Source organism: Methylobacterium sp. E-066, from assembly GCF_022829635.1.
Classification (GTDB): domain Bacteria; phylum Pseudomonadota; class Alphaproteobacteria; order Rhizobiales; family Beijerinckiaceae; genus Methylobacterium.
Window position 1 is genome coordinate 1 of the sequence record NZ_JAKSYO010000048.1, and the last position, 18,467, is coordinate 18,467.

At 63.3% G+C, this 18,467-nt stretch carries 22 protein-coding genes and 1 pseudogene; 9 read left to right on the forward strand and 14 right to left on the reverse strand.

The window, feature by feature from the left end; all coding sequences use genetic code 11:
• Positions 1-197: 197 nt before the first annotated feature.
• Both MKL20_RS05635 and MKL20_RS05640 read right to left on the reverse strand, forming a co-directional pair.
• Positions 198-476, reverse strand: coding sequence for a hypothetical protein (locus tag MKL20_RS05635; protein ID WP_244035872.1), 279 nt, complete (start codon positions 474-476; stop codon positions 198-200).
• Positions 477-577: 101 nt separating this feature from the next.
• Positions 578-874 (reverse strand): hypothetical protein, encoded by a 297-nt coding sequence (locus tag MKL20_RS05640; RefSeq protein WP_243962828.1) that lies wholly within the window; start codon positions 872-874, stop codon positions 578-580.
• A gap of 93 nt (positions 875-967) precedes the next feature.
• Here MKL20_RS05640 and MKL20_RS05645 point away from each other — a divergent pair, with 93 nt between their 5' ends.
• From MKL20_RS05645 to MKL20_RS05655, 3 genes and pseudogenes are all read left to right on the forward strand, one after another.
• Positions 968-1,207 (forward strand): multiprotein-bridging factor 1 family protein, encoded by a 240-nt coding sequence (locus MKL20_RS05645; protein WP_279594555.1) that lies wholly within the window; start codon positions 968-970, stop codon positions 1,205-1,207.
• Positions 1,204-1,461, forward strand: a complete 258-nt coding sequence (locus MKL20_RS05650) for a hypothetical protein (RefSeq protein ID WP_243962830.1) — start codon at positions 1,204-1,206, stop codon at positions 1,459-1,461. The genes MKL20_RS05645 and MKL20_RS05650 overlap by 4 nt, the downstream gene beginning before the upstream one ends.
• Positions 1,462-2,031: 570 nt before the next feature.
• Positions 2,032-2,112, forward strand: a pseudogene (locus tag MKL20_RS05655) (XRE family transcriptional regulator); the annotation flags it as partial.
• Positions 2,113-2,116: 4 nt separating this feature from the next.
• Here MKL20_RS05655 and MKL20_RS05660 read toward each other — a convergent pair.
• The gene (locus MKL20_RS05660; RefSeq protein WP_244035873.1) at positions 2,117-3,187 is read right to left on the reverse strand and encodes a hypothetical protein; all 1,071 of its coding nucleotides are present in this window, start codon (positions 3,185-3,187) and stop codon (positions 2,117-2,119) included.
• A gap of 2,018 nt (positions 3,188-5,205) precedes the next feature.
• Positions 5,206-5,862 (reverse strand): class I SAM-dependent methyltransferase, encoded by a 657-nt coding sequence (locus tag MKL20_RS05670; protein WP_243962832.1) that lies wholly within the window; start codon positions 5,860-5,862, stop codon positions 5,206-5,208.
• A gap of 180 nt (positions 5,863-6,042) precedes the next feature.
• Here MKL20_RS05670 and MKL20_RS05675 point away from each other — a divergent pair, with 180 nt between their 5' ends.
• Positions 6,043-6,246, forward strand: a complete 204-nt coding sequence (locus MKL20_RS05675) for a hypothetical protein (protein WP_243962833.1) — start codon at positions 6,043-6,045, stop codon at positions 6,244-6,246.
• Here the strand turns inward: MKL20_RS05675 and MKL20_RS05680 are convergent.
• The 6 genes from MKL20_RS05680 to MKL20_RS05705 form a co-directional block, all read right to left on the reverse strand.
• Entirely contained in the window at positions 6,210-6,476 is a 267-nt protein-coding gene (locus MKL20_RS05680; protein ID WP_243962835.1) for a hypothetical protein, read from the reverse strand. The genes MKL20_RS05675 and MKL20_RS05680 overlap by 37 nt on opposite strands.
• 112 nt (positions 6,477-6,588) lie before the next feature.
• Positions 6,589-6,789, reverse strand: coding sequence for a hypothetical protein (locus MKL20_RS05685; protein WP_243962837.1), 201 nt, complete (start codon positions 6,787-6,789; stop codon positions 6,589-6,591).
• A gap of 9 nt (positions 6,790-6,798) precedes the next feature.
• Complete coding sequence (locus MKL20_RS05690; protein WP_243962839.1) at positions 6,799-6,984, reverse strand: hypothetical protein; 186 nt, start codon at positions 6,982-6,984, stop codon at positions 6,799-6,801.
• 4 nt (positions 6,985-6,988) lie between these two features.
• Positions 6,989-7,189 (reverse strand): hypothetical protein, encoded by a 201-nt coding sequence (locus MKL20_RS05695; RefSeq protein WP_243962841.1) that lies wholly within the window; start codon positions 7,187-7,189, stop codon positions 6,989-6,991.
• Positions 7,186-7,443 (reverse strand): hypothetical protein, encoded by a 258-nt coding sequence (locus MKL20_RS05700; protein WP_243962843.1) that lies wholly within the window; start codon positions 7,441-7,443, stop codon positions 7,186-7,188. The genes MKL20_RS05695 and MKL20_RS05700 overlap by 4 nt, the downstream gene beginning before the upstream one ends.
• 220 nt (positions 7,444-7,663) lie before the next feature.
• Positions 7,664-8,425, reverse strand: coding sequence for an IS5 family transposase (locus tag MKL20_RS05705; protein WP_244035874.1), 762 nt, complete (start codon positions 8,423-8,425; stop codon positions 7,664-7,666).
• 694 nt (positions 8,426-9,119) lie between these two features.
• Between MKL20_RS05705 and MKL20_RS05710 the strand changes: the two genes are divergently transcribed.
• From MKL20_RS05710 to MKL20_RS05720, 3 genes are all read left to right on the forward strand, one after another.
• Positions 9,120-9,380, forward strand: coding sequence for a hypothetical protein (locus MKL20_RS05710; protein WP_243961198.1), 261 nt, complete (start codon positions 9,120-9,122; stop codon positions 9,378-9,380).
• 258 nt (positions 9,381-9,638) lie between these two features.
• On the forward strand, positions 9,639-10,091 hold the full coding sequence (locus tag MKL20_RS05715; RefSeq protein ID WP_243961200.1) for a MucR family transcriptional regulator: 453 nt from the start codon (positions 9,639-9,641) through the stop codon (positions 10,089-10,091).
• Positions 10,092-10,173: 82 nt separating this feature from the next.
• A complete protein-coding gene (locus MKL20_RS05720) occupies positions 10,174-10,587 on the forward strand; it encodes a heme utilization protein (protein ID WP_243961202.1) in 414 nt (137 codons plus the stop codon).
• A gap of 519 nt (positions 10,588-11,106) precedes the next feature.
• On the opposite strand, the gene MKL20_RS05725 is transcribed toward MKL20_RS05720, so the two are convergent.
• Positions 11,107-14,103: a response regulator gene (locus tag MKL20_RS05725; RefSeq protein WP_243961204.1), complete on the reverse strand. Its 2,997-nt coding sequence runs from the start codon at positions 14,101-14,103 to the stop codon at positions 11,107-11,109.
• Between the two features lie 507 nt (positions 14,104-14,610).
• Between MKL20_RS05725 and MKL20_RS05730 the strand changes: the two genes are divergently transcribed.
• Entirely contained in the window at positions 14,611-15,306 is a 696-nt protein-coding gene (locus tag MKL20_RS05730; protein ID WP_243961205.1) for a recombinase family protein, read from the forward strand.
• Between the two features lie 4 nt (positions 15,307-15,310).
• Here MKL20_RS05730 and MKL20_RS05735 read toward each other — a convergent pair whose 3' ends face one another.
• The 3 genes from MKL20_RS05735 to MKL20_RS05745 form a co-directional block, all read right to left on the reverse strand.
• The gene (locus MKL20_RS05735) at positions 15,311-15,616 is read right to left on the reverse strand and encodes a ribbon-helix-helix domain-containing protein (RefSeq protein WP_243961206.1); all 306 of its coding nucleotides are present in this window, start codon (positions 15,614-15,616) and stop codon (positions 15,311-15,313) included.
• A 35-nt stretch (positions 15,617-15,651) separates the two neighbouring features.
• Positions 15,652-16,401, reverse strand: coding sequence for a ParA family protein (locus tag MKL20_RS05740; RefSeq protein WP_244035875.1), 750 nt, complete (start codon positions 16,399-16,401; stop codon positions 15,652-15,654).
• Between the two features lie 717 nt (positions 16,402-17,118).
• Positions 17,119-18,105 carry an IS481 family transposase gene (locus MKL20_RS05745; RefSeq protein WP_244035876.1) on the reverse strand — a complete coding sequence of 329 codons (987 nt, stop codon included), beginning with the start codon at positions 18,103-18,105 and terminating at the stop codon, positions 17,119-17,121.
• A gap of 187 nt (positions 18,106-18,292) precedes the next feature.
• Here MKL20_RS05745 and MKL20_RS05750 point away from each other — a divergent pair.
• The coding region (locus MKL20_RS05750) for a transposase (RefSeq protein ID WP_244035877.1) at positions 18,293-18,467 on the forward strand (175 nt) is incomplete at its 3' end.

Below are 18,467 nucleotides of genomic sequence, written 5' to 3' on the forward strand. Positions count from 1 at the left end.
GGGAGGGGGGCGGGCATGGGTCGGGCTGCGGCGGTACGGCGGCGGGGTGGAGGGGCGCGGAGGGCGGGGGCGCGCTCCCGAAGGCGCGGGCGCTCGCCGTCGCGGCGGATCAGGTGGTGGAGGGAGGGGCGCAGGGACAGGGCGGGATGCTCGGATGAGGGACGCGGGCAGCCGGCCGGCTGGGGTGCGGGTCGGGTTCAGAGCAGGGTGGCGAGGCCGGTCAGCACCGTGCCGCCGCCGATGATGAAGGCCGCGGCCAGCAGCTCGCCGGCCGTGTCGAGGAAGCGGAGGCTGCGGGCGGTGTCGGGCCGGACCGGAGTGACGGCCTGCCAGGGCTCGATCTCGCCCGGGACCGGCTCGTTCGGGAGGTTCAGGTAGCGGGGATCGACCGGGATACGGCGGCGGGCGACGCTCGGGGCAGCAGGGCTGCGGACCGGGACGGGTTGGCTGAAATCGGGGATGCGGGCGTGCGTCATCGTTCGGGCTCCGGTGAGGGCTCGTGGCGGTGGGTCGGCGGTGAGGGGGTGGGTCAGATCAGGCGGCTAAGCCGCTGATTTCACTCGGCGCAGATCTGCGCTCAGTGAGCGGCCATGTGGCGGGCGAGCTTGGCGGCGCCCCAGGCGGCCTTGAGCGCCACCGACATGGCCTCGCTCCAAGTGCCGCCGAACCGCTCCTGATGCGCGTGGGCGGCGGAGGAGGCGGCCGACATGATGGCGGCGCGGTCGAACTGGCCGGCCGCGAACAGCGGGCGGCGCGTGGTGCGCACCGTCATGTCGATGCGGGCCTTGGCCGAGAGCAGGCCGGGGGCGATCGCTGGGCGGCTGTTGTGCAGGCTGCGGGAGAGCTTGGTCCAGGAGAGAGTGCGGTGGGACATCGGCTCGGCCTTGTGTTTGGCGACCTGATGTCAGATAATTAGTACAAGGTTGGGCTCAGGGTCAATCCTGAAATACGAGGTTGGGCCAGAAATATGATTTCACCGGCACAATGCCGTGCGGCCCGCGCCCTTCTGAACTGGACCCGTGAGCAGCTCGCGGAGCAGTCCCGGGTGTCGAAAATGACTCTGGCCGACTTCGAGACCGCTAAGCGGCGGCCCTATGACCGGACGCTGACCGACATCCGATCCGCCCTTGAAGGAGCCGGCATCGAGTTCATCCCCGAGAACGGCGGCGGGGCTGGGATCCGGTTCCGGGAGCGGAAAGCGTCGTGACGCGCATCAGCAACGATAACCAGCCAGTGCAGCGGCGGCCCAAAGCGATGCCGCAATGGCAGGTGTTCGCGATCAGCGTCTTGGCGCTCAGCGTGCCAGTTGCAGGCTTACTGTTCATGGTGTGGCTAGCGATCGTGCGGCCAGTGGGCCTCAGCGTCAGTACCGTCGAGCTGGCCTACATCGCCGCTGCAACTGTCCTGATTGCCATCGCCATGGCGTCATACGTGCATCGGGAGCAGCGGACGCGCTCATGAGTGGCGGGGCCGAATTTCGGCTGGAGAAGGGATAGGCGATGAGGGGTCAAGCCGTACTGCCAAGCGATTGAAAGCGAGGGCTACCTGAAATGCGGTCGTCTCTGCTGGCGTTTGCAGTGATTATCGTCGCCATCGCGGCGAGCTCAGTACGGATACTCAGCGACGCGGGCTTCGATAATGCCCCCATCATCGTATTGGCCTCTGGGCTTATCGCCGGCAGTGCTGTTGCCATTCTAAGGTAGGCGGTAGCGATCCCGAGGTCCGCCGCCTCGTGGAAGAGGCGCTGAGGGCAGCATACCTCGAAAGTGCCGGCCTCAGGCTCACCAGAATTGCTTAGCCGATATCACCCTCGGCACGCGCATTGGTGCGCAACCAAAGCATTCATGGGAGGTTAGATCCCTCAACAATATGTTGGAGGACGCCATGCTGATGTTTTTGGTCGGGGTTGCCTGCGGCCTGATGATCCCGTTGGCAGTTGTGATTGTTGGCGCCGGCACGCTCGGTGCAGCAACTAGCATCTTCAACGATTGATACTGTCCTGCCTGCAATCGAATTGGAAATGATCGGTGCAGGCAGGCGTTCGAAGCCGCCGGCGTCATCTTCATCGAGGAGAACGGCGAGGGGCCAGGGGTGCGGCTGCGGAAGGTCTGATTGCTTAGTCGGGCGCAATGCGCCGCGCGCTGATGATTTCCGCGTTCTTCAATGCGTGTCCTACGCGACGCGCGCTTATCTTGAGAAGCACTCGGGATCGATCCCACTCGGCATCTTTGATCACTGATTTGAATTCTTCCATGACGATTGCGTCAGCTAGCTTGGCCTGGAAGATATCACCATCGCTCAGGTTTCTAAGCTTGATCATGTATTGGGTAGGGTCTGATGGGTCCACGCTCTCAATCGAGTAAACCCCTTCGAATACTTGATTTGATCCAGTTTTGCGCTGGCTGTTGGTTAGTTCCCTGACTGCTTTGGCGCTGATTTCCTGTCCGTTGATAGTGATCTTATCTGTTCCGGCTGAATGGCGAACAATGGACTCGTGCGCCTCAATGCTGCCGGTAGTCAGTTCTCTGGCGGCATCGCTTTTCTTGGACAATTCTGAAATCAGTTTGATATTTTCCTTTTGGGACTGGTTCATATCTCGAATGATGTCCTGCAGTCCCTTTTCGCTCTCGCCTTGTTGTTCTATTTTTTTCATATCGGCAGTGTGATTTAGATACACTTCGAGACCGCCCTTACCGAAGTATAGAGCGAAACCAAAACAAGCGAGCCAAAGTAAGTGCTTGGACTCCATTTTCTCTGCTATCCTGCCCAATATCTCCGGTAGCTTATCATCGCCTTTCGCTTCAACATCTGAGCTCCCTGGGCCAACTTTATAATTTAGCCTGAATACTGACTTCTCTTCCTCAGTTAGCGACGAAGCTTTTCTAGTCCCTTTCAATAACAATGCGATGGATTTATAGAAAGAAGTCTGAAAATCAATTAGACCACGCATTGCATCAGCGGTTAGACTCTGCTTAAATATGTCTTCGTCATATATTACCTGCAGCTTTGCCCAGCTGAGATCCTTTATTTCAATATTAAGTCGGATAAGCGATGTTTCATCATCCGAGAGTAATCTGATTAAATCCCAAAGATCCTGCTCCTCTTTGATAACGAAATTTATTATGTCCGAGTCATCATCTTCAGAAGATGAGTACAAAAACATTTTGTCATCATCATCTTCCGCCATTTAAGCACCGACCTTCACAAGCGTAAGTGGAGCCTAAACCGGTCTACGGCGTGTGGAAATGCGGCAGAGGCGTTCCACCGTGACACTTCGGAATTGTCTCACGCCTACACCGCATCCATCACAGGCGTACCCGGCGCCCGCCACTGGCCATGCGTGCCCATGACGCCGGCTAGGCGCCTCGACACCGCCATCCCGGCGGCTATCCTGCCGGGCAGCTGTCGTCAGGCTTACCGTCGGCGTTCGTTCCGCCAGGCTGTCAAGGCAGCGCTACGAGCTTCAAACGCCTGCCGCAGCCGCGTCCCGGGTGCGCCCTGACGCTCCACCCCGAAGCCATAGAGCAGCACGGCGTCCGGCCCGAGCGTTCGCTGCATCTCTGCACGCCAGAGTCGATCCGTGATGGCGAGCGCGCTCTCGGTTTCAGCTAAGCGGCCGGCATCCATAGGGTATTTCCTCAAGCTCATCGCATCAGAGCATGTCCGTGTCTGGACCGCGGCCGGCTCTACATCGCTCTGGAACGGAACGTAGGCACACCAGCCGCAATGGCCGTTCTCTGCGGCCTTAGGCGAGTTCCACTGGGAACAGAGCGGACAGATTTTTACTACAAGTCGCGTGCCATGGGCGAAAGCTAATCCACGGCCACGAAAGGTAACTTGGCCTTGCGGCAAATTATTCGGCATGGCGACACCTTTCGTTCGCCAAGGGTCACTTTCTAAGTTCCAGCACAATAAATCTATATAGACCCTATCAAATGACAGAAATTATTATAAGAGAGTCATTATCGTGCCGGTTCTGACCGCGAAATGCTGAGTGCGAACCGATGCCGACATGGTCGCCGTCGATCACCTGTCGTTTTATGCGCAAGCTTATCGTTATCCTTTCTGAGGATGTTTCGGCTACAATTGGCAAGCACGATGCGCTCCTATTCAATCGGCTGCTTGAATTAGAGATGGATGCAGAGCGGCAAGGTGCAGGAGAGGCTTCGTGCCGCATAATTGCCAGAGTACGTAGACTAGCGGGTACTTCCGCATCTATAGCCTACCCGCCAACTATTCGCGGCCATTGATCGGCGCGTCAGGAAGCTGCCGACAGTTTTCTAAGCCAAAATTTCTCCCTACTGGGTATTCCCCATCTGCCTTCGCAATCTGCCTTCGCAATCTGACGCCCGTGGTTCTGCACCACGCCGCGGATGCGGTTGCGGCCGGTGAAATAGACGACCTCCCCCGCCAGCCCGTGATCAGATCGGGCGGCGGGGCCGAGCGTCTTACGGTGTGACCTCAATGGCCTAGCCGTGATGTTGCTGACGCAGCATGATTGGATATGCCAACGCCATCATCCCTTACCTGCGAGGTCCTGTCCGACGGGACGTGGGTAGCTGTTACGGTCGACGAGGCTCAGGCCCGCCATCGCGACGCTCTCAAGCGCTGCCCGGCGTGCTTTGGACGGCTTATGATCCAGGGCGGCTACACGCCAGGGCGGCGCTCAACGCTGTCGCACTTTCGCATCCACGACGGCTGCCCGCTCACACCTCGACACTACAGAGGTGAAGCGAGGCCCCACCCGGAGGCGATCGGGTAGTGGGCAGCGATTGAACCAGATGTGTGTCTGCGTGCTTCCCACATGCCAATGCGAGCCTTCTGCTCCCAGGCAAGAAGGGATCTCATGCGTATCTTCATTCTCGCAGCGCTTGCCGGTGCCAGCCTCGCTGGCCTCAGCCTCCCGGCCGCAGCTGTTCCCGCTGGCCCCGTGGCCGGCGTTTCAGCCCCGTCCGACATGCTGACCGACGTGCGGATGCGGCGCCATCGCGCGCACCGCAGCACATTGGCGCGGACGCAGCGGAACTACCCTGGTGCCAGCTTCGTCCGGAACACCACCCGTGGCGCGCCCGGTGGAAGCAGCGGCGGCAACGGGACCACCGGCAGTTACGCCGCACCGAGCGGAAAGTAATTTCGTCCCAACCCAGACTTTGGCCCGCCCGGTTCGCCGGCGTGGGCTTTGTCATGCTCGCGGTAACGGACCTCTCAGCGCGGCGCCCGCGCCACGAACAGGGCGACGCACCCGATGACAGCGATCTCAACCACCCGGAAGCGCTGGTCCAGCGCCGCGCGGAGGGCTGGCAGGGTGTCGCCCGCGTTCGAGAACACCCCTTTGCGATTGTAGACCCGCATCAGGGCCCGCGCGGCCGCCGTGGTAGGGACGCCGCCCGACAGGATCGTGGCGCCGAACACTACCCCGCCGTCTCGGAGGCAAGGCCGCACCGTGTCGAAGGCCTTCGCCTTGGTGGCGATGTCGCCCGGCAGACAGTGCAGTAGGTAGGTCATGCCGATCGAGTCAAACGGCACAATTCCGGTGGCTGGCTTGCCCAGCACGTCGACGCGATAGGTCTCCAGCTGGTAGTGAGCGAGCCTGCGGGCGGCGAAGTCGAGGCTGTTGGCGTTGAGGTCCATGAGGCCGACGCGCGGCCTGGGCAACGGAAAGCGGCACCGCTGCAGGTACCAGCCAGTCCCGACGCCGACGTCGAGGTGTGAAGCGCTTGCGTGTCGGTCGTAGAGGGCAAGGATCTGCGCGGTCGGGCAGCGCCAAATCAGCGGGTTTGAGAGGCGCAGCACCACGAGGTCGTAGAGCGCCAGCGTCCGAGAATTGTAGATCGCCTGCCCAGCGTCGGTGTCGGTTGCCATGGTTCTCCTTTTGGAAAGTTTTGGCAGAGCGCGCAGAGTTAACCTTCGACGGGGCCCCATCCCGCATCCCGGGCCGTGTTGACCTTGGCTTAGACCGCTGGCGAGATCGGACGCTACCCCACCCCGTGAGCAGATCGGGGTGGGGCCGAGCGCCCGGTACACGGGTGAAGGAATGCAGTCATGCCTGTCGATCGAGACCGGGTGCTGCCCAGTGATGCGCTGGACCAGCTCGCTCGCGCGCTGCTCGCCGAGGCGCGGTCTCAGTGCCCCCAGAAGCTTCTGAGCGGTCCGATCGGCGATCTTGGTGACGACGTTGGGACCAACCTTCTCGCCTGGCTGCTCGACGCCTACGACGACGCCCTTGCCGATGATAGCGGCGTCTGAGCTGGCATCACTTCATCGCCATCAACCGCGACGTCAACCTCATCCAACGGGGCGATCGGCGTGCTCTCCACCAAGACCCGGATCATCTCGGAGCGATCTTCGAGCATCGCGGCGGGCGGCTCCCCTACCAGCGCTTTCCAACCCGCAATGAACTCGGGATGCGACATCTGGGTGAGCGTGTCCTCGGGCTCGGGAAACGGCTCGGTCGGTATGATGCGTTCGCTGCTCATGGGCGCGGTACGCTCCCTGCCCCACGCAAGTTTCGACGCGGTGTGACCAGGGTAAAGGCGGCGTTGCCTTGATCGGAGCGGCAAGACCAAGTTGGTGGCCAAGGCCAACCTGTCACCGCGTTTCGACCCACAGCAGCAGCAGCGCAGATGCCACCAGCAGCGTCCCGAACAGCAGGAACGTGAGGAAGTCGCGGCGTTCGATCGCCCCTTCACCCAGCGCATGGTCGAGCATCGCGGCTGCCACTGAACAGGCGGTCATCCCGGAGACCAAGATGGAGGCGAACAGGATCCAGCCGGGGAGGGTCTGAAACATGGCATCGAACTACTGCACCAGTCCCGGCCCCCCTACGAGCCCAAGGCGCGCTGCAAGCGCCAGGAGCTCGCCAAGCGACACCCATTCGCCGCCATTGATTTGCCAGCGCTCGCATTCGTCGGCCGCCTCGACGGTATGGCCATGCGCCCGCAACGCCGTAACGGCTTCGAGCGTCGGGTCGTAATCCTCAGTCATGGGATCAGGCGGATGCAACGATCATGCGGCAGCGGGCCTCGATGCTGCGCTCCTCGTCAGTCTGCTCGGGCATATCGGCGACGACCCGCTCGACAATCATTCGCGTGGCCGCCTCATCCAGCCCGAGCCCGCGGGCGAACCCGTCGAGGCGCGCCATCGCACGGTGGACCGTGGCCTTGTCGGGACTGATGGCTGGCTCGCTCATGCCTTCACCGGATGCGACAGCAGGATCGCGGTGCGAACCATGTTGCGCTTGTAGGCGTCCCGGTTGGTGAGCAGCGCGTCCTGGGACGCCTTGTGGTTGGCGATCGCCGCGACGAGGTCGAGCGCCCATCCTTTGGCCAGCGGGTAGGCCTCTGACGCCAGATCGGCGAGCACGGCGTCAACGGCGGCGGTGATCTCGTCGTCCGTCACCTCGATGACCTTGCGCAGGTCGGACACGGTCGGGTTGCTGGCCATGCCGGAGAGCTACTGTGCCCGGCCTGGCCCGTCCATGAGGCCGAGGCGGATCGCCAAGGCGAGCACGACTGGTCCAGTCACAGCGCCGCCGCCATCGACCCGGTAAACACCGTTGGTACCGGGGATCTCTTCAACTTGATGCCCGGCCGCGCGTAGCGCTGCGATGGCCCGAACAATGCGATCTGCGATCATCGCTTAGAGCCTGTTTGAGCGTCTTATCTTAAGCCGGATTGTTGAGGGCATTAGCGGCCATGAGGCTGGCGGCGCAGACGAGGCGCCCTGTCGCGACATCAAGGCGACCGGCGCGCTCACGGTGCAGGCCGCCCCAATGGCTGAGCCAGCCGAAGGTTCGCTCCACGACCCAGCGCCGCTCCAGGACGACGAAGCCCTTCTGATCCGGGTCTTTCTCGACGACGCGATGGCGCATGCCGTGGATGTTGCACCATTCCCGGCAGCGTTCGGCCGCGAAGGCGCCGTCGAGGATGGCCAAGCGTAGACTGGGCCACTGCTCCTTGCCATCATCAAGGGCGGGTAAGGTATCGCGATCCTGCACGTTGGCCGGCACGACGGCGAGCGCCAGAACATGGCCTTCGGCATCGACCAAGGCCACGCGTTTGCGCCCGACGACCTTCTTGGCGCCATCGTAGCCGCGCGGTCCGCGCACCCCGATGCACTTGACGCTCTGCGTGTCGATGATCGCCAGCCGTGGCTCCGACCGGCGTCCGCAACGCCGCCGCTGACGGCGGGTCAGAGACCGCAGCAGGCTCTCGAACAGGCCCTTGTCGATCCAGCGCCGGAACCAGCCGTAGACCGTGCGCCACGGCGGAAAGCCCGCAGGCAGCAACCGCCATCCTCCGCCCGTCCGCAGGTGCCAAGCTATCCCTGCCAGTGCGTGGCGCGCCGGTGTAGCCTCCGGACAGCCCGGCGGATCCGCGCGCTCCAGGAAACGGGCCACCTCGTCCAAGCCCGCTTGCAGCACCATGTTCTTCAGACGCGCCTCGTGACGCGTCCGATGTCGGTCCGTCCACATCTGCTCTCCACCCCGCCCCGCCAGGCGGAATTTGTGTTGCTACACGAGACAGATGGGGACGGCCGGCAGAGGCGCTCAAACAGGCTCTTAGAGCTATCGCAGTCCAGTCAATCGAGTCCATCGTGCCGGCCAGGCGGCCATATCATCGCGGCGCGCCAAGCTTGGCGCGCATGAAAAAGGGGGGCTGCCTGCCAGCATTGATCCGACGACCCATCACGGGCACTGTGATCGCGGCGCAACCCGACTAGGTGCTGTGGTGAATGGAGATAATCCATGAAGCCCCCGACTGAGCACCTGAAGGCGAAGGGCTATCTGACGTGAGGATAAGCCGGGTCACGACAGTCCTATCTGTCGCGATCGTGGCAGGCGCTAGTACGCGGCTTCTCTCCGACGAAGGCATCGAGAACGCTTCGCTGATTGTTCTAGGCGCGGGGCTTCTAGCAAGTGGTGTCGTCGCACTGTTGAATAGAACATGAGTGATATTGAGCCCGACGAGCTGTTCCGAGCCCGGCTGCTGCGCGTGGTCGCCGAACTTGATCGACCGATGACACTGGTAGGGGTAGGGCCGCAACTCGATAGGATCGGTCGGAAGTACAATCGCTACAGGACCGGCGTGCCTCTCAAGGGTGTGTGAAAGAAGAAGCTTATGGCCACCATCCCCGATCGCAAGATCGAATTCTCCCCGCTAGGCGGCCACGTCACGCGTGACGGCTGCACGGTACAGGTTCACATCTACCGGTTCGCTGAGAGCGATGACGACTGGACCCTGGAGGTCGTCGACCACGAGGATGGCCACACCGTCTGGGAAGACACGTTCTCGGACGATCAAACGGCCTATGAGGCCTTCGAGCATGCGTTGAACGAGGATGGCATTCGCTCGTTCGTAGACGAACCGGTCAAGCACTGATCTCATCCACCGCCTCGTGGAAGAGCCTCTGCAAGGCAGCTAACAGCTAAGATCTACAGAGATCCGGCAGCGGCACTGATCCCGAACTGATTTCCCTTTTGCACTTAATGTTAAGCTGGCGGGCGACCAAGCCTGCAAATATGTCGCATCATAGTTATTGCATGCGACATCAATGCCTGAATACTTTTTTGAATATTTATGCGACGGAAAAATATGTGGTGACCCCGCTGGGTCAGCTGAATTCGATCGGATCAACCCGTGTCTAATTATTCATCCACCGAGTTGGCGGGCGATGTCGTCGCCGCCTACGTGTCGAACAATCCTGTTCCGGCAACCGAGCTGCCGGCGCTGATCGCCCGCGTGCACGGCGCGATCGCCAGTCTCGTCTCCGGGGCGAGCACCGTCTCGGCCGGCACGGACGCGTCCGTAGCCGTCGACAAGCCGAGCTCGGCCCAGATCCGTAAGTCGGTCCATCAGGACGGGATCGTCAGCTTCATCGACGGTCGGTCCTATAAGACACTAAAGCGGCACCTGACCGCCTATGGTCTCAGCCCGCAGAGCTACTGCGAGCGCTACGGCCTGCCGGCCGACTATCCGATGGTCGCTCGGAGTTATGCCGAGCGCCGCTCCGTGTTGGCCAAGGCGATCGGCCTCGGGCGCCCAGGTGCGATGGCTAAAATTACCCCGAAAGCCCGACGTAAGGCTGTCTGATCAAGCCTAGAGCTCCAACCTGATCGCCCCGCGATCACGATCTACGAAATGACGGGGCACTGCCCCGGAAGCCGCTAGCGTTATGTTCATCGGGGAGAACGGTAAGGTGTCGGGAATGCGCAAGGCTTTCACGATCGCCGCCTTCGTGATCGGCAGCCTCGATGCGCAGGCGGCCGGCGATCCAGTGTCCGTCCCCGCAAAGTTCGACGGCCGATGGGACTTGGAAGCGTCAACGGCATCCGGTGCCTGCCCAGCGACGACGCACGTTCAGATTGACGTGGCACACGGCATCGCGACGGCGACAGGGAGCATGTTCTACACGGTGAAGGGCGGCATCTCGTTGGCCGGCATCGTGCGGGGAACGATCGCAACCTTTACGGCCAAAGCCCTCGTGAACGGGGCGATTGATGGAGACGGCCTCGGTCGCGGCACGTGGCGGACACAGGAAGGTGGCTTGCTAAACTGTAGCGGCAGCTGGACCGCGCGCCGGGCTTGAAGACCACTCGCGTCACTACCCAAGGCCGTAAGAGAGCTGATGGCAGGGAAGCGACGCGGACGACGGAGGATCTACACGAGCGCTTGGGGGTGTAGCGAGGGCGTGCCGGAGTACGTGTCCGGCTTCAGCGGACAGCCGCTGTGCGATTTCCGATGCGACATGGATCGCCGAACGTCGGGCCTACTGTAAGCCCCGAGGATCATCACTCGCCCATGGCAAACCGGGCAGCGCTTCAGCTCCGACGGGTGATCAACGGCAGCCTCATCGAGACTGACGGCGCGCCATGCTCCGTCGAGCTGAACCTCACAGGTTCGCGCATTAGATATCGCCATGGATGTGAAATGCCACGTCACCGCGGCAACGGCCAGAGGAACGCTGCAACACGGAGCATGATTTGCGTGCCGGCTGAGCAGCCATATCATCACGGCTCGCCCGGCCTTGCATGTTCGGCGCCGTCTAAGCCCGAGGCGACGGCACCCCCCGCTCTATCGGCGGGATCACGTGCTTTCGGTCTGGAATTTAAGACCCTTCAATCGGAGCCGTTCTGTAGAGCGTCCGCAGCATCGCTGAGAGGTCCGAGAAGGACAGGCCGGCCTTCTGCACAACGCGGTCGGCTTGCCCGGCCAGCAGACGGAAGTCGTCCGCGGTGACGTCCTTGGCCGTCAGCACCACCACAGGAATATCGTACCACTCTGGGCGGGTGCGCAGCAGCCGCAGAAAGCCGAACCCGTCCAACTCCGGCATCATCAGATCGAGCAGGATCAGCCGGGGCTTGTGCTCGGCGACCGCTGTTAGGCCGGCTCGACCATCCACCGCCGTCGCCACCTGCCAGCCATCCCGAGTCAGCTGCGATGTCATCAACTCGCGCAAGTCCGCATCATCGTCCACGATCAGCACTGGACCGTCGTGGGGCTTTGGCCGGAACCGCTCCATCACCTCCTTCAGCTGCGCCCAATCGACCGGCTTCTGCAAATAGTCGGTGGCGCCTAGCGAAAATGCGAGGTTCTGCTCATCCAGAACCGTCACCATGATCACCGGAAGATCACCTAGCTCCGGGTCGGCGCGCAGCGTGCGCAGCACGGCCCAACCGTCCATGCGCGGCATAGTCACATCGAGCAGAATTGCCCGTGGCCGCCGGGTGCAAATTAACTCTAACCCGGCCTTTCCATCGGCCGCTGTCGCAACATGGAAGCCTTCTTTTGTCAGGAAGCGCGCAAGCAGATCGCGGGTCGCTTGATCATCGTCGATAACTAGGACCGCGCTCCCCTCCGCCTCATGGATCTCGGATCGTGCAGTCGTCGTCGATGATCCAGGAAGGGCCTGAGCTTCCCCGCCATCAGCTACGCTTGCCGGGAGCGTTAGGGTGAAGGTCGTACCCTCACCCTCGCGGCTCGCGACCGCGATGTCGCCGCCGAGCATGTGCGCGAACGCGCGCGTGATAGCCAAGCCTAACCCTGTGCCGCCGAACCGGCGCGTCGTCGATGCGTCAGCCTGGCCGAAACGCTGGAACAGCCGCGCCAGTTGTTCCTCGCTCATGCCAATGCCGGTATCCGACACCGCGAACACCAAGCTATCACCTGCCTCGTCCGTTTGCCTGTGAGCCGACAAGGTGATGCGGCCACCTTCCGTGAACTTAGCGGCATTGCTGAGAAGGTTGATCAGACACTGACGCAGCTTGGTCGCGTCGGTGTAGGCGCCTCCCAGCCCGTCCGCGAGATCCAAGCTGAGAGCATTGCCCTTCTTTTCCACCAGGGCCTCGACCGTAGCGGCCACGTCGCGCACGGTGGAGGCTACGTCGAGACTCTCCGGATAGACCTCCATGCGTTCGGCTTCGATCTTGGACAAGTCGAGTACGTCGTTGATCAGCCCAAGCAGATGGCGCGCGTTCGCCTCGATCTTCTTCATGTCTGGGAGCAGGTCCGCCTGGCCTGCGTCCTCCATTTCCTCCTGCAGCATCTCCGAGTAGCCAATTACCGCTGAAAGCGGGGTGCGCAGCTCGTGGCTCATATTAGCTAGAAACTCAGACTTGGCGCGGTTAGCCTCCTCCGCGGCCTCCTTGGCCGCCGCGAGCACGTGTTCGGAGCGCTTTCGGGCATCGATATCGGACACAACGACCACGCCGCCGACGAGCTTGCAGTCTAGATCCCGCATCGGCGCTCCGGCGAAGCTGACCCAGGCGCGCGAACCATCGCCGCGTTGGTAGTCAACCTCTAGCTCCGACTGGGGCTCGCCTTCGCGCACCACCTTGATCAGCGGCCACTCCCTCGGCTCGACCGGCCGGCCGTCTTCGTGGAAGCCAACCCAGCGGGCTGGTCCCTCACCGGATTGCGCGGGCAGTACCCCGTGCCCCAGTATCGCCTCGGCCCGGGCGTTGTAGCCGGTGATCCGGCCGGACGGGGCCTCGGCGATGAGCACGCCCACCGGCAGGGTATCAAGCACGGTCCGCAGCAGTGCCTCGCCCGCGCGTACCTGAGCCTCGGACAGCGCCGCCATGGTTACATCAGTGACGACGACACCAACGCCGTTCGCTGCAGGCCCTTCATCTTGGCGTAGCGGATAGAAGCTCATGCGGAAGTGGCGCGTTCCGCCCGGCGCGCTCTCACTCGGTACGTTCACAGGCACGTCGGCACTGACCAGACCATGATCACGCGCTGCCTCTAGCAGCGGGGTGAGCTGCTCTTCCAACTTCGGCAGCAGGGTCCAGATCGGCGCGCCGAGATCGGCCCCGAAGCCGCGCTCGCTCATCGTCGCCAGCGCACGGTTCATGTGACGGATCTTCAGATCGCCGTCGAGGAAGCCCAGGCCGACCGGGGCATTGGCGAGCACGCCCTCGAACAGCCCGCTGCTGCGCTGGCTCTCGCGGCGGCGGACGAGGGCGAGGCGCGCCAATAGCGCCACGGCGAGAGTGGCGCAGAGTAGGCTGCACGCGGTCAGGATAGCGTAACGCAGCCTGTCGCGGCGCTCACTCTCAGCAAGCGCTTCACCGGCGCGATTGTTCGCCGCCGCGGTCGCAGAGCGGATCGCGTCCATCAAACGCTTGCCCTCGCCGGTCGCGACCAGGGCGGTAGCGGCGTCGGAGCCTTGGTCGCGACGAGCTGTCACGACGCGATCGGAGAACGCTTTCTCCTCGTCAATCAGCTTGCGAACGGGGGCGAGCGCCGCGACGGCAGAGTCGGCGGACGTGCGATCTAGGACGGCGAGGTAGGCGACTTCGTCCCCGATGCGGTTGAGTGCGTCGGCGTAGGGTTCGAGGTACTCGGGCATGCCAGTTAAGGCGTAGCCGCGCATACCGGTCTCCAGATCCTTCATCGTCGAGAGCAAGCGGTCGCTGCGGCTGATCTGCTCTCTTCGTTGTACCTGCTCAGTACGGGCAGCATCGCTGGCCACGAGGTTCCAACCAGCTGCCATGATGGCTAAGGCGAGAAGCGCATAGGCCAACGGCGAAGTGCGCAGACCGACAAAGGGGCGCGAGCCATGCCAACCGGGACGTTGAATGAGCACCTGGGGATCATGCATGTGAGTTACCTATGCCCCTGCTGGTAGGGCACAGGATGGCCGTCGTTGCCAAGCAAGTAGCTTTCGAGCCTCAGGCCTGCAGCCACGAATAATGTAACCGGCCGCGACGAGCCGACTGACTGCATCCCGACCACGCTGCACACCCCCGACCGCTCCGCGGCGGATAATCCTGAGATGGGTTCGGGACCGGCCCCGGGGAAGCCTGGGTGTATCCCAGGCGTCATCGCGGGCGGGTGTTTCATCCGGTTAAACGCTCGTTCTATCAGACGAAACGCTGGTCTTAATGGGAGGGCAACGCATGCACACAGCGGTCTGTCCGCGCTGCGGCCTCACAGATTTCGGGACAACCGATCAGGGGCTGGCCAGCACCGCCGAATGGACGGAGGAGTTCATGCGCCTCTGCGAGCACGTGCACGAACGCCGTCACCTACAAGACCTGCGTACGCGCATGTGTCCGCACTGGGCCAAGGCTATGCAGGACGCTGTCGAGGCTGAGGCGCGTGGTCGGTGAGCAGCAGCGGCGCTTTCGTCTCCTACCTCCGGGTCTCCACCGAGCGGCAGGGCCGATCCGGCCTGGGGCTTGAGGCGCAGCGGCGCGCCGTGGCTGATTTCCTCGCGGGCGGCTCTTGGCGCCACGTGGCCGAACTGGTCGAGGTCGAGAGCGGGTCCCGAGATAACCGCCCTCGCCTCTCTGAGGCCATGGCGCTGTGTCGGCTCCACGGGGCGACGCTGGTGATCGCCAAGCTCGACCGGCTCTCTCGTGACGCCGCCTTTCTCCTGAACCTGCAGAAGGCCGGCGTTCGGTTCGTGGCGGCGGACATGCCGGAGGCGAACGAGCTTGTGGTCGGCATCATGGCCGTGGTCGCACAGGCCGAGCGCAAGATGATCTCGGCCCGAACCAAGGCGGCGCTGGCGGCGGCGAAGGCCCGGGGCGTGCGCTTGGGCAAGCCGAAAAACCTATCGAACCGTGAGGCCGGCCAGGTGCGCAGCCGGGCTCGACAGGCGCAGCGGGCGGGGGAGCGTGCCATGGATCTCGCCCCGGTCATCGCCACCGTGCGAGCCGAGGGTGCCGTGTCGCTACGCCAAATTGCAGCGGCGCTGAACGCCCGCGGCATCCCGGCTGCCCGAGGAGGGGTGTGGTCGGCCGCGCAGGTACGGCGGGTGCTGGCAGCGTGTCAGCCTGTCAACACGTTGACGTGTTGACAGGTCAGCGCGTCTTCATGAGGCGTCCTTTGCCCCTCTTGGCGAGAAGGTCGTTGATCGCCTCCATCATCACGTCCTGTGTGGTCATGTCGGTGTCGAGGCCCACCAACTTGATCATTCGGTAGACCTCGGGTTCGACCCACACGGTGATCCCGCGCGCGCCCTGGCGCGTGGCGGGGCGCTTGGTCTTAGTATTCTTGATAGACCGGGGAACCGCCGGAACCTGGACTGGAGCAGCCTCGGGAACATCCTCGGGCTCTACGACCGCGGAAGGCTCATCCCGGCGGCCGGTCGAGACGCTATCGGTCACGGCGGCTCGGAGGCTGAAACGAGGTGCGGCGCTCATCAGGCGGCCTCGATGTTGGCAGGCTGCGAGAGGACAAGGCCGATCTGATTGGCCGCCCACCGGAACAGATCCTCGATCTCCGTCGCCGCCCGCCCCGCAGGTTCAATTTCCTGAGCGGTCCGGCCCGGGATGAAGCCACGCGAATAGCTAACACGCTGGTAGACCGCGCCCGAGTAGACGGGAATGCCGCGTTCGCGCAGGCCGGCGCGCGCCTCCTCCAGATCGAACTCTGTTGAGGTGTTGCAGGCGTTGAAAACGACCCACGATGGCTTGCGGGCGATGGTCGTGAGGTCGTGGGTCTGCCCGATCGCGTCGATGTCGAGAATTGAGGCACGGCAGGGGATCAGCACGAGGTCGGACGCCTTGCAGGCCACGAGGGCCGGCCGGTCCGCATGCGGCGCACTGTCGATAATGAGGAGATCGAGGCCGCCGGCCGCAGCCTGGGCCTTCACGTGTTCGAGCTGCTCTGCCGATGTGACGACCGCCTCTGGGTGATCCTTACGGCGCTCGGACCATTTCCAAGCGGACGATTGCGGATCGAGGTCTGCGATCGCGACTTGGAGACCTGCGCGATGAGCCGCCACCGCAAGGTGCAAAGCCAACGTCGTTTTTCCGGCCCCGCCTTTCTGCGAAACGAGAGCGAGTGTGCGCATCGTGTTGACCTTCCGACGGGCTGACGGGCTGACGGGCTGACGGATCATCGCGGCAACAGGTTTACAGTTCATCACCACAACACGATGACGAGACAACCCGTCACCATCCTGACGCGACAAATTGTTGACACGTCAACGCGATGACCGGTAGCTCGGTCTGGACATGACCTTCTACGAGCCTTGCTTAGGAGTGTATGAGCCGATCAGACACCCCTCGCCCTTTCACCCGCTCAATCCTCCGGCGTGACGCAGGTCCCCATGAAGGCCTTCCGCTCCGGGCCCTCTCTAAGCTTCTGACTCTCCGCCCGCTGCCGGCAACGATCGAGCACCGCCGGGTCGACGGCTGACGCGGCTTCCTCACCTGCAGATGTTGCGCCTGAAGCAGGCTTTCGAGTCGGCTCGGCCGCGCTCTGTGCCTGTCCTGTGGTAGGAAGGCAGGCGAGGATGGCCAGAGCGGCTAAGAGCGCGAAGGAGCATCGCATGGGTGTCCACCAGTGCTTCTAGTGTCGAGCCACACCGTGAGCACCATCTGAGGCGAAGGTACAGCCCTGGGCCCTCGCCCGGATCATGGACCAGTCTGGGCACCGGGATCCGAGGGAGGTGGTCCGGTACATTCGGCGGGCGAACGCTTTACAGGGGCACTCGGGGAGCGGGTTTCTGTGAGCGATGACGCCGAAGGCCCGGCGCGGGCCAACCTGCCGCAGTACCCTGCGCAGACGCCTGAGACGGGGTTCGCGCTCGTGCTCGAACAGGCATGCCAGGCCTTCGAAACCCTACAGGCGATGGTCGGCGGCAAGCTTTCGATCGGCGATCCTAGCTGTCTGGATGCGAGACCTCCTTGGCATCTGCGACGATGCGAAGGGCGCGTTTGATGAGGCTTGGGCTGGGCGGTCTGTGGGTGGGATTGGCGAACGCGGGCTCAGCTTCGAGACGCTGGCGCAACACCATCTCGGGCGAGAGACCTTCGAGCACGCGCTGCCGGCGGCCGTTGTAGGCCGCGTTGAAGCCGCGCAGCACGATCTCCAGGTCGGCGTGGCTGTAGATCATGATGCCCAACACCTCCCGTTGCACCCGGCCGTTGAAGCGCTCGACCATACCATTGGTCTTCGGCGTGTACGGGCGCGTCTTGCGATGCTGCACCCCGTGCCGCTCGCAGGCGGCCTCGAAAGCATCGGCCGTGAAGCACGAGCCCCGATCGGTGAGCACGTGGGTGACCCGGAAGGGGAAGGCGTCGAATGCGTCCGTGAGGAAGGCCACCGCCGAGGCCGTTGTCTCGTCGTCCATGACCGCGAGGTGCACGTAGCGCGAGGCGCGGTCGATGGCGACGTAGAGGTAGCGTTTGCGGGTGGTGCCGTCGCGGTCACGCAGTTTGGGCAGGTGCTTCACGTCGACATGGACGAAGCCGACCTCGTAGTCCTTGAAGGTGCCGTGCGGCTTCCGGGCCTGCTCGGCGGGCGGCAGCCGGTTGAGGCCCTCCGCCCTGAGGATGCGGTAGACGACGTCCCGGTTCAGGTGCGGCAGGAAGTGGCTGACAACGAAGGTCAGCGCATCGAGGGGGAAGCCGGTGGAGCGGCGGAGCGCGCACACGATGGCGCGCTCCTCATCGCTGGCGCGCCAGGGCAGCTTATGGGGTCGCGCCGAGCGATCCTGACAGGCATCGGGGCCGCGTTTGCGCCATTTGCGGATGGTCTCGGTTGAGACGCCGTAGCGCTTGGCCAGCACCCCGGAGCTCTCGGACGAGCGGGCGATCTCGGCGCGGACAGCCGGGGTGGTGCGGGCCTGGGGATGGATGGCGAGCATCAACGAGCCCTCCTGGCAACACGGCGGCGCACACCCTCGAACCGCCAAGCGTAGGCTTTGATCGCCCAGCGTGCCACATCCCAACGACGTTCCGCAACCAAACACCTAGCACTACTTTGGCAGATTGAGGGAACGCTGGAGGTTTTTGCGGATTCGCCTGCCACGGGCATGAGCGTGGGTGCTCGCGATGTCAGGTGCTGGCGGATGGCGTGAGGATCTGGACCGGTGGCTGCAGCCGTTCCTTGCGGGACTGTCGCATCCGGCGCGTCGGGCTATGTGCCCGCTCTACGTGAGCGGTCTGATCGGCTTGGGTGACCGCAAGAGCGTCCAGCCGATGGCGGCGCGGGCCGAGGGTGTGCCCT